Source organism: Phaeodactylibacter luteus, assembly GCF_007993045.1.
GTDB lineage: Bacteria > Bacteroidota > Bacteroidia > Chitinophagales > Saprospiraceae > Phaeodactylibacter > Phaeodactylibacter luteus.
On the sequence record NZ_VOOR01000041.1, the window covers coordinates 32,049 to 48,243 of the forward strand.

Sequence of the window (16,195 nt, forward strand, 5' to 3'; positions counted from 1 at the left end):
CCCGTTGGGCAGGGGCAGGCCCCCATCCATGTGGAGGGGGCAAGCAAAAAAACGACAATCTGGTTTGCGCCTTAGTAAAAAGGCAGGCTCTAAGAGCCTGCCCCTGCTGTTTATCGGTTGATAACGTTTTTGAAGCGAGGACGCTTAGACTTCTGATCGCCCTGTTCTGCCTTTCTCATGGCTTCGAATTGAGAGTAATTGCCTTCAAAGAAAACGGGCTGCTCGTCGTATTCAAAGGAAAGGATGTGGGTGGCGAGGCGGTCGATAAACCACCGGTCGTGCGAGATGACCAACACACAGCCTGCGAAATTATCTACGGCATCTTCCAGTGCTCGCAGTGTATTCACGTCAATATCGTTTGTGGGCTCATCGAGCAGGAGCACGTTGCCCCCCTCCTTGAGGGTCATAGCGAGGTGTACCCGGTTGCGCTCTCCTCCCGACAGTACGCCCAGCTTTTTCTGCTGGTCTTGCCCCGTAAAGTTGAACCTGCTGATATAGGCCCTGGCATTCATGACATGATTACCGATCTCTAGGTTTTCATTGCCGCCAGAAATGGCTTGGTATACCGTCTTTTCTCCATTTTGCAGCTGCTCGTGGCTTTGGTCTACGTAGGAGAGGTCAACGGTTTCCCCTATAGTCACACTACCGCTATCAGGCTGTTCCTTCCCCATGATGATACGGAACAGGGTAGACTTGCCAGCGCCATTGGGCCCGATAATGCCAATAATGGCATTTTTCGGGATATCCAGACTGAAGTTTTCAAAAAGAGTGCGCTCGCCATAAGCTTTGGAGATTTGGTCGAGCTGTATCACATTATCGCCCAAGCGGCGGCCCGCAGGGATATAGAGCTCCAGCTTGGCTTCTTTGGCTTTGGCTTCCTCTCCGGCCAGCTTTTCATAGGCGTTGAGGCGGGCTTTCCCTTTGGCCTGCCTAGCCTTAGGTGCCATCTTGATCCATTCCAGTTCCCGTTGGAGGGTCTTTCTCCGCTTGCTTTCTGTTTTCTCCTCCTGTTCCAGGCGCTTAGCCTTCTGTTCCAGCCAGCTGGAGTAGTTCCCTTCCCAGGGAATGCCTTCTCCCCGGTCGAGCTCCAGGATCCACCCCGCTACATTATCAAGGAAGTAGCGGTCGTGAGTAACGGCAATGACCGTCCCTTGGAAATTTTTGAGGTACTGCTCTAGCCAGTGGACCGACTCGGCATCCAAGTGGTTGGTCGGCTCATCAAGGAGCAGGATATCCGGATTGCTGAGCAGCAGCCTCGCCAGGGCTACCCGTCGGCGCTCCCCACCAGAGAGTACGCTGACCGGTGCATCATCGGGCGGGCACCGCAGGGCTTCCATCGCCGTATTGATGCGGTTGTCGAGCTCCCAAGCGTTTTGGTGCTCCAGTTTTTCCATCATTTCCCCTTGCTGTTCAATCAGTTTGTTCATCTCGTCATCGCTCATGGGCTCTGAGAACTTCAGGTTGATGGCTTCATAGGCCTTTAGCAGGTCTACGACATCCTGAACGCCCTCTTCGACTACTTCGCGCACTGTCTTGTTGGCATCAAGCTCCGGTTCCTGATCGAGCAGGCCGATTTTGTAGGTGCCATCAAAATGAATTTTCCCTTCGTAGTTCTCGTCCTTGCCAGCTATGATTTTGAGCAAGGTCGATTTGCCGGAGCCATTGAGCCCGAGTACCCCGATTTTAGCGCCATAGAAAAAGCTGAGCCAGATGTTATTGAGCACTTTCTTCCCAGGGGCAAAGGTTTTGGAGACGCCCTCCATGGAAAAAATGACTTTGTTGTCAGACATAGTTTAGTTTTTTGTCATCAAAAGGTGCAGCCTTGCTGCCACGGCCTGGCACCGCCCTTGCTAAAGGGGCGGCTGCGCAGCTGCTAAAGATAAAGACCTGTCTGATGACTGCCAAGGAAAATCAGCGGGCTATTCCATACGGAGGACGGAATTCAGATGCCCATCGCGGTCGTACTCCCTGAAGGGGTTGGAAGGGTCGTTCACCCACTCCCCATCAACGATGAATTTGTAAGTATGCTTGCCCCCGCCGAGCTCTACTGTGGTTTCCCATCCTCCGGGCACAGCCTGCATAAGGATAGCCCCGGTTTCCCATTGCGTGAAGGAACCCGCTAAACGGACGGAAGAAGCGTTCTCGTAGCCCGGCAGAAAGAAACTACAGGGTTTAGAAATATGGCGGACAGAATTGAGGGTGTGGTATTCGTTGGGGCGTGTCTCTTCATTGGCAGGATCGTGCAGCCATTCGCCATCTACAATAAATTTGTACTCGTAGGTGCCAGCTGGGAGCTCTAGGCAAAGCTCCCAGCCCTGCCCCGTCCACTGCATAGGCAGCCCGTCTTCAGACCAATCTATAAAAGTGCCGGTCAAGATGGCCTGGGCTGCTTTGGGGGGCCCTTTAAGCTCAAAACAGGCGTTCCCTCCTTGTACCGGCTGCAGCAGTTGCAGCTTATGGTTGTAAATGGAGCTCCAGAACGGGCCAGACTGAATAATGTCTGCTTTGCTGATGTACGCAGGGTCGGGCTCTGCCCAATAGGCACCATTGATGACAAACTTGAAGGCCCAGGTAAAGTGGTCGTTGAAGTCCTGCACTGATTTGCGCAGCTGATAAAGGCCTGGCCCAATCTCATCCATTTCCCACCCATCCACAGACCAATCGTTGAACGATCCGGAAAGGGCGACCGATTCGATCGCTAGCCCCTCAAACTCGGTTTGCGCATGGCTGCCATGCCGGGTCACTTCGCTAAAATATTGCCGGTTGAATTCGAAAACGACTTCTTCCCCATCCATATAATAAGCCCGGTAGGACAGGGAGTCCTGTGCGATGATAGGCCAGGGCAGCGCCAGGCAGAAGAGCCACAGCATGATGGGCCGCCGGGCTAAGGTTTTGGAGCAGTAGTGTACCATGGCAGAAAATATAGTTTTTCACGTTTATAGTTGAGGATGGTCCTGCGGGTAACTAGGAATTCGTACCCAATAAGCCCATCAAGCCGGGAGCCAAAGCTGTGGTTCAGCTCGGCCATATTGGTCAGTATGGTGCGCATGCCCGAGCAGCGCTGCTTCCCGCTACTGAAATGATACAGCTTGCCGGCTATGACTTCTACCCCTTTGCTCCCCGCCATGCCGTGCAGTACCGCCCGCCGGTTGGGCTGGAAATGTTGTAGCACCTTTCGCCCTGCCCGCTTGTCGATCAGATTGAGCTCAGCGCCAGAGTCTAGCCCAAAGGTAACGCTATGGCCGTCAACCTCGCCTTCAATAGCCAGGATATGGTCCTGTAGCCTGGCTTCCAGGCTGTCGGTAGCTGCATCATAAATGGCCAGGCTGTCAAGCCGGTTGCCAAGGCGGTCTAGCTGAGTCAGGGTCAGCTGCCTAAGCTGGAAATCAATCAGCAGCTCGTACGCTTTAATGACATCATAACCGATAATGCCAAGCAGCCGGATGTGTTTTTTTTCTTCAATATGCCTCAAATCTATAACGTGCGCTCCAAGACGTTCCATACGGGAACTATCAATCGCCAGGTCGCTTACCGCTGTAACGCGCACGCCTTCCACCCGCCCCGTGGTGCCTGTAGAGGCCAGCATGGGCTGCTCCACGCCTCCCGCAAAGTGGGCTGCATTAAGGATGAGGGCTTCCGAACCTGTATCGAGGATGAAATTGCCCGACTGCCCAGCTACTTCTGCCTGAATGAGGATGAGGTGGCCTGCTAGCTCGAAGGGGGCGCGTATGGTGTAGGGGCTAATTTGTTCGCCCTCCACCAGTAACGGTGGAAGGACCCGCCGAAGAGGGGGCGGCCCCTCAGGGGTAGCTGCGCCGAGCGGGGCAGCACAGATCAGAGCCAGTAGGAAAAGGTGTAGCCAGGGAGTCATGCTTAAACGCTTGTTTGGGTTAGGTTTGTTTTGAAAATCAAGGGTTTGCCCTGTATGCTGTGCTAGCATGGCCGGCAGGGCCCTGGCAAAGCCGCTGAATTTGAGTTTAGCGGCCCTTATGAAATATAGTGCGGAAGCCGGTCCCTAAAGTATTGTAGCCGCAAACCAGATTGCCGTTTTTTGAGTGCTTGCCCCTGCACAATGTGAGGGGCCTGCCCCTGCCTGCGGGCAGGTGCCGCTATGCTCCGGGGCTCGCTGTCCGCTCGGCCCTATCGGGCTTAGAGCTAGATAGGATTTTGCTTTTGGAGCGAACGCAGCCAAATTTTGCCCTGATCGAGGCGTGATGAGGGAACATAGCCTTAGCTACGTGACCGAAGAACAACGAAGAGCAGGACAAAATTCGGCAAGAGCAGCCCGAAGGGTAAAATCCTAACTAGCTCTTAAACCCCTTCGCAGCGCTAGGCCGATGCCAGGCTGTAAAGCCCGAAAAGCACAAACGCAAGCGGCATTTTGGTTCACGTTTAATGTTTTTTGGCGGAAGCTGCCCATTTTGAGGCTTCGGCAGGTTTGTCCAAGTACACCTATTTTCCGTTGAGGTTGCAGCATGCTCTACCAGGCGGGATGACTTTTCGGCCAGCGCAAAAAAAAAAGCTGCCCGGAACAACCCGGGCAGCACCATACTACTGCATACTGAAAGCACAACTCTAATAATTCTTTTGGGCTATAAGGTTAGGACAAGCAGGTAAACCCGCTTGCTTGATAGTGTTACTATTATGGACAAACACAAAGCTCTTTGGTTCGTGTGTCAGCTTGTTTTTTTAATTTTTTTTCCGGGAAGTAGGTTTCTCAGCAAGATGCCGGCTACCCCGCCCCCTGTGATGCCCATGGCAAACTGCAGCGTCTCCTGCAACAGGCCGCCTTCTGCCTGCCCGGAATAAATGCCGTACAGGGCCCAGAGTACTACCAGCCCAAAGGCGATATCCTTATACCGCACCAGAAAAAACAGGCCGATTGCTGTGCCTGCAGCTGCCATGATCGCTGCCCAAGTGGCCTGCGCCAGCCCTCCGCCATCCCAGCCAGCGTAAGTCAGCACTGCTGTCGTATTGGCAATCGTTGCGATACAGATCCACCCAAGATAGAGTTGGAAAGGAAGGATGCCGGGCCAGTTTTCCCGAAAGGGCAGGGCTGTGACCCTAAGGTAGATCTGCACCAATGACCACAGCAAGAATAGCATAATAAGCAGCGCTAATATGGGCTGCATATAGTGCCAGGCAAGGATCCAGGAAGCATTGGCCAAGCAGGACAGGAAAAACCACTGTCCTATACTATCTCTAAGGCGATTGCCCGCCGGACGGAATTGAAAGGCAACAAAACCGACAAGGGCTAAATAAATGACGCCCCAAATGCTGAAGGTAAAGCCCGCAGGGACAAACCTGTTGGGGTATAAGGCAGAGAGCTCTCCGGTCGTCAGCCCATTGATCGGGAGAGTATTGGCAAGGGTGTTGAGGAGCAAGACAAGGAGAAGGCCTCCCAGGTTGGCCCACTTTAGAGGATTGGTCATGGCTTGGCGTTTTATTTAAGAAAGTTGGGCTGCCGCCCAGTTGTTCACCAATTGGAAAATAATATACTTTGGCACGAACAGGATTTTGCTGCTGTTGTTGATAGTAAAACTTCTATAAAATAGAACCCAACTATCATGAAAGAGCAATGGAATAACAATCAGCCCACCATGGACAGCGGTAGCGCACTGCAGCCCCAATCTGCAGGCGGGCAAGCACCGGCTTCGGCAGATACCATCACAGTGGCTTATGGCGATGGCATAGGCCCTGAGATCATGAAGGCAACGCTCCGGGTACTGGATGCCGCTGGCGCCGGGCTGGCCTACGAGCGTGTCCGCATAGGAAAAGAAGTATACCTCGACGGGCATGCATCGGGCATAGCCCCAGAAGCCTGGGAAGCCTTGCGCAATAACCGGGCTTTTCTGAAAGGCCCTATTACAACGCCTCAAGGCAGTGGGTACAAGAGCCTGAATGTTACCATCCGGAAAACACTGGGCTTGTTTGCAAACGTTAGGCCATGCCGGGCTTACACCCCTTACGTGCCCAGCCACTTCCCCAATATGGACCTGGTCATCGTCCGTGAAAATGAAGAGGACCTCTACGCAGGCATTGAGCATCAGCAGACTGCCGAAGTGGTACAGTGCCTGAAGCTGGTTTCCCGCCCAGGCTGCGAGCGGGTCATCCGTTACGCTTTTGAATACGCACGGGCCAACGGCCGGAAAAAGGTCACTTGCATGTCTAAGGACAACATCATGAAGCATACCGATGGCCTTTTCCATCAAGTATTTGATGAGGTGGCCCAAGAGTACCCTGATATCGAAAACAATCATTTCATCATCGATATAGGTGCTGCGATGCTGGCTGACCGTCCGGAGCAGTTCGATGTGGTGGTCACCCTCAATTTGTATGGGGATATCGTCTCGGATATAACAGCACAGGTAGCAGGCTCTGTCGGCCTGGGCGGCTCGGCCAATATCGGCTCTAAGATTTCCATGTTCGAAGCCATACATGGCTCTGCCCCAGATATAGCAGGAAAAGATATTGCTAACCCCTCAGGCTTGATCCATGCTGCTTGCCTGATGCTGGCCCACTTGGGCAAAGGGGATATTGCTGCCCGGGTGCAGAATGCCCTACTGGCTACTCTGGAGGATGGCATCCATACTGCCGACCTTTATTCCGAAAACTATACGCGCCGAAAGGTCGGGACTCAAGCGTTTGCCGATGCCGTCATCGAGCGGCTGGGAAGGTCGCCCAAGCACTTTTCACCTGCAGTGGGCAGCCAAGCTAAACCAATAGAGGTGAAGGTAGCCCCTTACAAAGGAGCCGATAAACAGCTGGACGGAGTGGATGTTTTCCTAGACTGGGCAGCGGCAGACCGCGATCCCAATGTGCTGGGGCAAATGCTGGAAGAGCTCGCAGGACCAGAGCTAAAGCTCAAGATGATAACCAACCGGGGCGTGAAAGTATACCCTGGCGGTTTTCCGGAGACATTCTGCACCGATCATTGGCGCTGCCGGTTTACCCCCACTGAGGGCCCCATTGGCTACACTGACATATTGGGGCTGATGCAGCGGCTGACTACGGCCGGGCTGAATTTCATCAAGATAGAGAACTTGTACCAAATCAATAGGCAGCGGGCCTATTCTTTGGGGCAAGGGGAATAAAGATCCTGTTTTAATTTTAACGTTGGTCAAACCATGTTCCATCAGGCTACGGAGTACCCGTGGCCTGATTTTTTTCACGGCGGCTATTCCTCTTGGTAAGGGAAAAGGTGAAGCAGGCCATCGTATATGCTCTGGTGCAGAATGGTCGCGTGGTTCTCTTCAGGCATGAGGTTGAACTGCAGCTGGAAGCCAGGATCTTGTACTTCGCGCAGTACCTTGTACAGCCGCTTGGCGTCTTTGACCATGACAGGGTGTTCTTCTCCTCCTACTGAGAGGTACACGAAAAGCTTGTCCAACTGTTGTTGTTGGAGCAGTGCAGGGGCTTCGTCCAGCAGGCTTTCATCGTCCCACCACAGACTGGGGCTGATGATGAAGTAGTGGCTGAACAGCTGAGGGTTTCTTAACAGGATCTCCGAAGCCAGCAGCCCTCCGAGCGATTGCCCAATGAGGTAGCGTTCTGTATTGGCGGGGTAATGTTTTTCGATAAACGGCTGTAGTTCTTCCGCCACGAAGCGTATGAAAGGGGCAGAGCCCCCCGCTGTGGGCAAATCTTTAAGCAACTCCTGATCATAAGTCTGAAAGGTGAAGTCCCGTTTGCGGTCTACATTGGCAATGCCTACTACGATGGCCGGCGGCATTTTGAACTGTAGGTTGAAAAATTGCAACAGCCCACAGATGTGCATAAAGTCTTCGTGCATGCTGCCGTCCAAGAGGTAAAGCACAGGATAGGTGGCAGTGGTGTCAAGCCCAGGGGGCAAGTAGATGTTCAGTCTCCGTTCTTCTTTTAGGATGTCGGATTGTAGCCATTGGGTGTGGCCGATGCTGAGCGGGGCCACATCCCGTGCTGGCTGCTGTGCCAGGGAAAAGAGGGGCAGGGTGAGCCATGCAAGAGACAGGAGAAGCGCGTACTTCATGGTTTTAAAGGTTTTGGTTAAGCTTGGCCAGTGGCTTCCTTGCAATACCACAATAGGCTGTATTTTTCAGCAGTCAAAAGCCAGGCAGGCTGAGCTGCCCTTGGAACACCTGTACAGCCGGGCCGCACAGCCATATGTCTGTGTACCGGGCGCCCTCTTTGCGGAAGCGGACTTCCAGCTGCCCGCCCTTGGTCTGTATGGGCGTCAGCAAAGGGCCATCGGCTAGTGCTCCGGCGAGGCTATTGGCGAGGGCACAGGCCGTGGCTCCAGTGCCGCAGGAAAGGGTTTCATCCTCTACGCCCCGCTCGTAAGTAGCGGCCTCCAGCCCCTGGCTTGTTTTTTGTACAAAATTGACGTTGGTGCCTTGGGCCTTAAAGCGTTCGTTGAAACGGATGGCCCGCCCGGCCTGCACCACGTCTATTTCGGCAAGGTCAGTCACAAATTGCACATAATGTGGTGATCCGGTATCGAGGAAATAATAACCGGCCCCAGCTTCAATGTGCTGGACATCCGCCATTTCCAGTTCTACCCAGCCATCGGCTCTCAGGCGTGCCCGGTGAGGGCCGTCAGGCGCCCAGAACTGGCACTCTTCCACTGGTATGCCCAGAGCGTGGGCGAAGGCGACCGTGCACCGCCCCCCATTGCCGCACATCGACCCCCGCCGCCCATCAGCGTTGAAGTAATCCATTTCAAAATCATACCCTTCCCGGTTGCGCAGGAGGATAAGGCCGTCTGCGCCTATGCCCAAACGCCGGTGGCAAAGGTGGGCGATGGCCTCCTGTTCTTCTCCGCTCAGCCATTGCTGCTTTCGCTGATCAATCAGGATAAAGTCATTGCCGGTGCCTTGGTATTTGTAAAAGGGGACTTTCATGGCTTATTGGTTGGGTAAAGTTGCGGTGGTATCCACAGCGGGCCCGGCTTCTTTGGCGGGGTCGTCAAAGCCTATTGGCACCCCTAGTGTGTAGTGCCGGTAGGCGGCCAAAGAAGTGAGCAGAAGCAGGCCGATAGCCCCGATGATCGAAAACCTCCAGCCCCAGATATTGCCAACGTAATCCCCGTCGAAGGGGTCTCGTTTCTCTTTTTTAGGTTCAGCCATAAAGATGATTATCGTGTGAGGGGCTGAATTTACGGAAATATACCGGCAAGCGGATAGGAAGTACGTCTTCTATACGCTGTAAGCGCTGTCGGGCGCTGCTTTTGCCAACTTGATTTCGAGCTAAGTATTGCTTATCTTTGCATTCGTGAAAAGAGTAATTGCCATTTTATTAGCAGTATTTACCTTATGGTCAGGGGCTAAAACCTGCACCGATGCTAAGGTAATGGCAACAGAGGCGGCTCAGGCATGCATGGTTAAAGATGCGGGGGCTTCTTCCTACTGTATGGGGAAAGCTGAAACAGCGGAAGCGCCCTGTGGGCAAGAGCATGAGCATGGCGAAGACGATTGCTCCCCATTTTGCTCGTGCCAGTGCTGTGGGGTTTTTATGCTCCCGGTAGAGCTGATTGCCCTAGAAATAGAGCTTCCCATCCTCAATGGGAGCGAGCCTGCTTTTCACCTTTCCTATTCTTATGACCATCAACGCCTTATCTGGCAACCGCCCCCCTTTTTTCTTGTCTGACTTTTTCGTGAAAACTGGACAACTGCTTTGCAGTGGTTGGCCTCATTATTATGTCTTTCTGGCAAAAAGCGACGTCTTGTGTGCTTTTCCCAGAGGGCAGGAACATTTTATACAGACAAGAAATGATCAATTACAAGAAAATAATATTTAGCCTTTTTATAGGGCTGTCACCTGTCTGGCTGTTGGCACAGGCTGGTACGGTCCACACCCTTTGGGTTGACGGTATTTGTGGGATGTGCAAAGACCGTATCGAAGACGCTGCTTATGGTGTACGGGGGGTCGCTTTCGCGGAATGGAATGTCGATACCCGCATCCTGACGATCCGGCAGAGCCCCGAGCCTTTCTCGGAGGTTGAGGCTCACAGCGCACTAGCTGCTGTAGGGCATGATACTCGGGAAGTTAAGGCTTCTGATGAAGCCTACGACGCCCTGCACGCGTGTTGCAAATACCGGGACTCGGAAGTGGTCGCTGCCCATGCTCCGCAGGAGGAGAGCGCTCACAGCGAAGGGCATGGCCATCTTCATGGTACGGTTTACGAGCCAGGCAAGCGGGGCCGCAAAGCCCCTCTCATTGGCGCTAATGTCACTTGGGCGGGCACAAGCATAGGTGCGGTGACCGATGAAAAAGGCTTTTTCGAGCTAGATTACGTGGAGAGCACCCGGCAACTGGTGGTCAGTTACGTGGGCTTTCCTACGGATACAGTGCTCATCAGCCAAGATGGCGAAGTCGAGATTGTCTTATCCGGCGGTATCGACCTTGAGGAGGTGGAAGTCACACACCGCCGGCGCAGTACGGAGGTTTCCTTCATTGATCCCATCAAAGTGCAGCGCATAGGAGAAAAGGAGCTGGCGAAAGCGGCCTGCTGCAACCTTTCCGAGAGTTTTGAAACGACCCCTTCCGTAGATGTAGGCTTCACAGATGCCGTCACGGGTACTCGTCAGATTCAGATGCTGGGGCTGTCAAGCCCTTACATTCAGATTGCCAGAGAGAACATGCCCGATGTGCGTGGGCTGGCCGTGCTCCACGGGATGGAGTACACCCCCGGGCCATGGATCAGCAGCATTATGCTGAATATGGGTGCCGGCTCTGTGGTAAATGGTTTTGAAGGCATTGCCGGGCAGATCAACGTAGAGCTGCACAAGCCTGAGGCGGGCCCTCGCCTGTTCTTCAATGCTTACACCAACGCTATGCAGCGCTTGGAAGGCAACCTCAGCCTGCGGCATTCTTTCAACGAGCGCTGGCATACGGGCCTGCTCGTACATGCTAAGCAACAGCAGCGCCGTTTTGACCAGAATAATGATGGCTTTCTGGACAACCCCCTATCAGAGACCCTCACGGCAATCAATCGTTGGAAGTTTATAGGTGAGAACGGCCTGATGGGGCAGTTTGGCGTAAAAGCCACGCGCACCGGCTCGGTCAGCGGGCAATTCGGGTTTGACCCCGACGATGCGGATCATAACAAGCTCTGGGGCGCTACTCACGATGCAGAGCGGCTTGAGGGCTGGTTCAAAATGGGCAAGGTATTCGAAAACCGCCCCTATGCGAGCATAGGGCTGCAAGTAAGTGCAACTTACCACAATCAGGATTCACGTTTTGGGCTTCGCAATTACAGCGGTGATCAGCGAAGTGCCTACGTCAACTTGATTTATCAGACCATTATCACTGATACCCGGCATCAAATCAAAACCGGGCTCAGCTATCAGTGGGATGAGTTTGATGAGCAGCTGGATGCTCGCGTGTTTGCCCGTACGGAGTCGGTGCCCGGTGTGTTTGGAGAATACACTTGGAAAGGGGTAGAAGATTTTACAGTAGTAGCTGGCTTGCGCGCAGACTACCACAACCTCTATGGCGGTTTCCTGACGCCCCGGCTGCACCTGAAGTACAACCTCAGCGAAACGGCGGTACTCAGAGGGGCTGCGGGCCGTGGGCAGCGCACCGCGAATGTGATCATGGAAAACATTGGCGGGCTGGCTAGTGCCCGTCAGATACAGTTCATAGGGCAGCCGGATAGTGACCTGCCTTTTGGGCTGGAGGCAGAGGTGGCCTGGAATTTTGGGCTGAACTATGCTCAGGAAATACAGCTAGGCGAGCGCCCTCTGCTCCTGAGCCTCGATGCTTACCGCACCAATTTTGAGCAGCAGGTCGTAGCCGATTACGAAACGGCAGGACAGCTCTCCTTTTACAACCTAACCGGCGCTTCTTACTCCAATAGCCTGCAAGTACAGGCCGACTATGAGGTACTGCCCCGTTGGGACCTGCGCATGGCTTACCGCTTCAACGATGTCAGGATGACTTACGAAGACGCATTGCTGTACAAGCCCCTCGTTGCACGGCAGCGGGCCTTTTTTAATACCGCTTACGAAACTCGCAACGGCTGGGCTTTTGACGCAACGCTGAGCTGGCAAGGCCCCAAGCGTATCCCCAACACTACGGGTAACCCACCTGAGTATCAGCTTGAAGCGGAATCACCAGATTTTTTCCTCCTGAACGCACAAGTGACTAAATCGTGGAAAGACGGCTTGTTCGAGCTTTATGCAGGTGGGGAAAACCTCCTCAACTTCCGTCAGGAGGACCCCATCTTGAGCAGTAATGAGCCTTTTAGCCCATACTTTGATGCCTCTATGGTATGGGGCCCTATCTTCGGGCGCAATCTCTATGCCGGGCTGCGCTACCGCATTGAATAAAAGGGGCCACTGTCAAGCAGCAAACCGCAAGGCCCGTGCCCTGCGGTTTGCTACTATTTGACTTTTTAAATGATTCTGCCCTTCAAATACCTTGCGAGCCAATAAATTTAAAGATTTAACATATTTCCCTATTGCACGATAAATGGAAATCAGCGTTATTTGAGCTGTGAAAAAGATGTGGTTCTGTCTTTTGTAAATACAGAGCCTGATTACAACCTACAATAGCAAACAGCGCCGGTAAGGATTGAAGCCGGTCCGCTGCATTCGGCAACAAACAGATAGGAATAGTTGATACCCCGCACCGGGCAATCCCCGGCCGGGAGGAAAGCTGCCTGCCCTTCAATGATAGCTTCTCCTCTAGGTATGTCTATAAGCGCGCCAAGTTAACCCATCCTTCACCAATAGGTACGCTGCCTTAGCGCAGCGACTGTTTACTACATCCCTTATTTCGGATAGGCACTAGCGGTCTGTCGTGGCTAATCTATGGGTTGCCTAAGGCGGCTCTTGAAACAGCCCTTCCCGATCCGCTTGACGCACTCAGACAGGGACGGAGGGCTTCAAGGCCCACTCCCGCTCAACCTGTGCATTGATACCCTACGGGCCACGCTCAGTACATCTGTCTTTTGACGGTGCTCATCCCTTTGGCAAGGCTGTCGGGGAATGCTATGCTGTGCTGACAATGAGTATTGTGTCAGAAGAGGGGGTGTGTAGCGGAAAGCAAATGGTATTAATCCCAAATTTTTATAACAAACTTGATCCATGAACATCTTTACCATCCCGGGAGGGTACCTCCCAATCGCTCGTGGCCTATTGGCCTGCTGCTTTTTCGCCTTTGTACTTTCCCCTGCGGCAGCTCAGGGTCAGCCCTGCCCTCAACCTACGCCCGTGACGGTTACCTACGCTTGCGACGGCGCTGTGGTTTTGGACTGGCCAGCCCCTGCACCGGGCAGTACGGTCCAGAGTTATACAGTAGATATTGAACAAGGCGGGCAGCCTGTTGTCGACTTTGTCAACATGCAGGAGTCTGCGCTCAATGTTTCCCCGGGCACTTTGCAGCCGGGCACAGATTATAGCTACGCAGTCACTGCCAATTGCGGAGCTTCAAGTGTGGCTTCTGCTGTGGGCATGATTTCAGGAGCTCAAATACAGAGCCGTCTTCCAGAGATTGTGATTTCTGCGGTCAATGACCCGCTTTGCCCCAATGATGACAACAGCGGGTCTTTCGCAGTTACTGTGCTCGACGATTGTGGGGCAACGTACGACATCATTGCAGCAGGAGAAACCTTTTTGGGTGTGCCAGCCGGTACTGCCATAGTAGCCGGCAATTTGTCTGCATCGCCTCAAGGCACAGCGTACAACGTAAGCCTGAGCCTAGCAGCCAATGGGGGATGTACTTTTGCGCCAGCCTGCATTGCTACACTGAGCGAGACGGTACAGCTTGTGCCTACTGATGCCCTCCCGCCCGCTTTTTCCATTCTCGGGCCTGGCGGTGCGGCTATTGATGGCCAAGGCCAAACTTTCAGCTACAGCCTTCCGGAAGGGGAGTGCGGGGTGCAGCTAGTGTGGTCGGTCTTTCCCGAAGACAACTGCAGCACACCTGGCAGTATCAGCTTTGGGGCCACTATTGGCAACCCTTTCCCGCAGGCCGACCCTTCCGTAGTGGCTTCTCAGACCGCAGCCAATACGGCTTACAGCCTAGAAATTTTCGCTGCGGTAGGGGCCAATACACTGACCCTCACCGCTACAGACGAGCAGGGCAATCAGCGCACCTCTGTTTATACTATTGAAGTCGACGACACTTTGGCCCCTGTATTTTCAGGCCCCGGCGAGGTGGCAGTCCAGATCCCCGCTTGCCAGTCTGAAGGTGTACCAGTTTACTATACGGTGGCAGCTACAGACAATTGCGACCTAGATGTGTCGGTTTCCCTGCTTTCTGGCCCCGCTTCCGGAGACGTGCTACTGCCCGGCAATTATATGGCTTCCTTCGAAGCCATAGACGATGCGGGCAACAGCAGCATATATAACTTGCCTATTAGCGTAGGGCAGGTTTCCAGCCCTGCGCCTGTAGTGGATGTGTCCGGCAATTATACTGCTCACCTGACGGCTTGCAATGTGGAAGCTGCTGTTTTCTTCTCTGGCAACGTATACGATTGTACCCTCAGCGAGGGGGATGATGTGTCTGGACAGATCGTCCTGACTGGCGCGCCGCTATCCATTTCCCATATACAGGTTTTCAACGGCTTTGCCTATTTCGAAGCAGAGGGGCAATTGCTTCCAGGGGAGTATCTCATCACCACTGAATATGCAGGAACCACTGTGGCATCTACGCTTATCGTAGAGCAGGCTGTCAACCAGCCTGCAGTATTTCAGGCCCCTGGCCAGTTGAACGTACTGCAGCCCCTTTGCGCCAGCAGTGCTTCGGCCAGCTTCAACCTGAGGCTGACCGACGACTGTGATGTAGACTTTTCTGCTGCTGCCTTTACATTAAATGGCAGCCCTGTGGATCCGTCCCCTTTTTCCGACCCCGGTGCGGGCTTGTTCACCTTCCAGCTGCAGGAGCTGTTGGCTGGCACACACCTGTTTGAGGCCCGCTATACCGACGGAGGCGGGCTGCTGGCCCAGCAAGCCTTGAACATACAGGTTTCCGCACAGGCCGACTTGATGCCACCGGTCATCGTTTATCCGGCTCAGGACATTCAGGTAGCACTCGACCCCTGTGGGCCTTCGGTAGGCGAGGTGACTTTTCAAGTCACAGCAATAGACAACTGCTCGGGCGTGCTTGTGCCCAATGTGGCCATCTCTGGCAGTGCCGCTTATACCGTTTCCGGAAACAACTATACAGTAGCAGGCGCAGTAAATGCAGGCCCCCACCTCGTCACCATTGCCGCTACAGACGCGGCTGGGAATACGGCTACGGAAACCTTCCGCATCAGCTTTACGCAAAGTGCAGCCCCAGAGGCCAATCTAGCATGCAACGATGAGATCAATGTGACCCTTAGCTCAGCTTGCCAACGGGTGATTACAGCCGATATGGTATTGGAGGGCAGCTTTGGCTGCCTCGAGAACAGCGACTTTACCGTCCTGATCGTCAATGATGACAACCCATCGAACGGTAATATCCTAGATGGTGATGGCCAATTCATTTTTGATGTATCGCTCAATGGGGCGCCAATACCTGGCTTTGAAGGTTGTTGGGGCTATATCAGGGGAGAGGACAAAACGGCACCTGTACTGACTTGCCCCCCAGACAACCCTGTAGACCTGCTGGCCAATGCCTTCGATATTATTTACGGCGGCAATGCAGGAAGTGCCGCACAGCAGACCGCTTTCATTCAGGGCACTTACCCTACTTTAGGGGCTCCGGCAGCAGTAGACAATTGTGGTGGCCAGGTGGCTATTTCCGCAACGGACGTTTACACGGAAGCCAGCTGCGGCAATATTGTCATCACCCGTACTTTCCGGGCGGTAGATGAGGAGGGCAATGCCGCTCAGTGCCAGCAGCAGATCACTTTGCGCCGGCCACAACTTGAGGAAGTGGTGTTCCCTGCCCAAGTGGTAGAAATTGAATGCAGTACGCCTTTTTCGGCCCTGAGCAACGGGCTGCCTGCGCCTCAGGTGACCGGAATCCCTGTAGTGCCTTCTGTTTATGGCGATTACCAGGTAGCGCCTTCCCTTGGCAACTTGGCTGCAGTATATGAAGACACCCCACGGATCGATATTTGCGAAGGCACTTTCAAGTTCAGCCGCAGATGGACGGTCTACGATTGGTGCCTGCCTGGCAGCAGCGAAGCGTTTACCCAGCTGGTGAAAGTAGGCGACTTCACAGCCCCTGCCGTTACTTGCCCACAAAACAGCCCGCTCACCTATTCTACCAGCCCATTTGCTTG

The 16,195-nt window shown here is 53.8% G+C and carries 10 protein-coding genes; 3 read left to right on the forward strand and 7 right to left on the reverse strand.

Features of this window, described 5'->3' with window-relative positions:
- Positions 1-110: 110 nt before the first annotated feature.
- From ettA to FRY97_RS16635, 4 genes are all read right to left on the reverse strand, one after another.
- A complete protein-coding gene (ettA, locus tag FRY97_RS16620) occupies positions 111-1,790 on the reverse strand; it encodes an energy-dependent translational throttle protein EttA (protein WP_147168691.1) in 1,680 nt (559 codons plus the stop codon).
- A gap of 129 nt (positions 1,791-1,919) precedes the next feature.
- Positions 1,920-2,912: a glycogen-binding domain-containing protein gene (locus FRY97_RS16625; RefSeq protein ID WP_147168692.1), complete on the reverse strand. Its 993-nt coding sequence runs from the start codon at positions 2,910-2,912 to the stop codon at positions 1,920-1,922.
- Positions 2,885-3,871, reverse strand: a complete 987-nt coding sequence (locus tag FRY97_RS16630) for an aspartyl protease family protein (protein WP_170254697.1) — start codon at positions 3,869-3,871, stop codon at positions 2,885-2,887. Before FRY97_RS16630 ends, FRY97_RS16625 begins: the two co-directional genes overlap by 28 nt.
- Positions 3,872-4,676: 805 nt before the next feature.
- Entirely contained in the window at positions 4,677-5,432 is a 756-nt protein-coding gene (locus FRY97_RS16635; protein ID WP_147168694.1) for a tryptophan-rich sensory protein, read from the reverse strand.
- A gap of 273 nt (positions 5,433-5,705) precedes the next feature.
- Between FRY97_RS16635 and FRY97_RS16640 the strand changes: the two genes are divergently transcribed.
- Positions 5,706-7,094 (forward strand): NADP-dependent isocitrate dehydrogenase, encoded by a 1,389-nt coding sequence (locus FRY97_RS16640; protein ID WP_394349361.1) that lies wholly within the window; start codon positions 5,706-5,708, stop codon positions 7,092-7,094.
- A gap of 83 nt (positions 7,095-7,177) precedes the next feature.
- Here FRY97_RS16640 and FRY97_RS16645 read toward each other — a convergent pair whose 3' ends face one another.
- The 3 genes from FRY97_RS16645 to FRY97_RS16655 all read right to left on the reverse strand — a co-directional run bounded on the left by FRY97_RS16645 (position 7,178) and on the right by FRY97_RS16655 (position 9,104).
- Positions 7,178-8,008, reverse strand: a complete 831-nt coding sequence (locus FRY97_RS16645; RefSeq protein WP_147168695.1) for an alpha/beta hydrolase — start codon at positions 8,006-8,008, stop codon at positions 7,178-7,180.
- A 73-nt stretch (positions 8,009-8,081) separates the two neighbouring features.
- Positions 8,082-8,879, reverse strand: a complete 798-nt coding sequence (gene dapF, locus FRY97_RS16650; protein ID WP_147168696.1) for a diaminopimelate epimerase — start codon at positions 8,877-8,879, stop codon at positions 8,082-8,084.
- 3 nt (positions 8,880-8,882) lie between these two features.
- On the reverse strand, positions 8,883-9,104 hold the full coding sequence (locus FRY97_RS16655) for a hypothetical protein (protein ID WP_147168697.1): 222 nt from the start codon (positions 9,102-9,104) through the stop codon (positions 8,883-8,885).
- Positions 9,105-9,746: 642 nt separating this feature from the next.
- Between FRY97_RS16655 and FRY97_RS16660 the strand changes: the two genes are divergently transcribed.
- Both FRY97_RS16660 and FRY97_RS16665 read left to right on the forward strand, forming a co-directional pair.
- Positions 9,747-12,308 (forward strand): TonB-dependent receptor domain-containing protein, encoded by a 2,562-nt coding sequence (locus FRY97_RS16660; RefSeq protein ID WP_170254699.1) that lies wholly within the window; start codon positions 9,747-9,749, stop codon positions 12,306-12,308.
- 759 nt (positions 12,309-13,067) lie between these two features.
- Positions 13,068-16,195, forward strand: a 3,128-nt coding sequence (locus tag FRY97_RS16665; protein WP_147168699.1) for a fibronectin type III domain-containing protein, incomplete at its 3' end; no start/stop codon positions are given.

Bases quoted from the DNA above. Each gene is read 5' to 3' on its own strand.
- ettA (WP_147168691.1), bottom strand. From the start codon at position 1,790: ATGTCTGACAACAAAGTCATTTTTTCCATGGAGGGCGTCTCCAAAACC.
- FRY97_RS16625 (WP_147168692.1), bottom strand. From the start codon at position 2,912: ATGGTACACTACTGCTCCAAAACCTTAGCCCGGCGGCCCATCATGCTG.
- FRY97_RS16630 (WP_170254697.1), bottom strand. From the start codon at position 3,871: ATGACTCCCTGGCTACACCTTTTCCTACTGGCTCTGATCTGTGCTGCC.
- FRY97_RS16635 (WP_147168694.1), bottom strand. From the start codon at position 5,432: ATGACCAATCCTCTAAAGTGGGCCAACCTGGGAGGCCTTCTCCTTGTC.
- FRY97_RS16640 (WP_394349361.1), top strand. From the start codon at position 5,706: ATGAAGGCAACGCTCCGGGTACTGGATGCCGCTGGCGCCGGGCTGGCC.
- FRY97_RS16645 (WP_147168695.1), bottom strand. From the start codon at position 8,008: ATGAAGTACGCGCTTCTCCTGTCTCTTGCATGGCTCACCCTGCCCCTC.
- dapF (WP_147168696.1), bottom strand. From the start codon at position 8,879: ATGAAAGTCCCCTTTTACAAATACCAAGGCACCGGCAATGACTTTATC.
- FRY97_RS16655 (WP_147168697.1), bottom strand. From the start codon at position 9,104: ATGGCTGAACCTAAAAAAGAGAAACGAGACCCCTTCGACGGGGATTAC.
- FRY97_RS16660 (WP_170254699.1), top strand. From the start codon at position 9,747: ATGATCAATTACAAGAAAATAATATTTAGCCTTTTTATAGGGCTGTCA.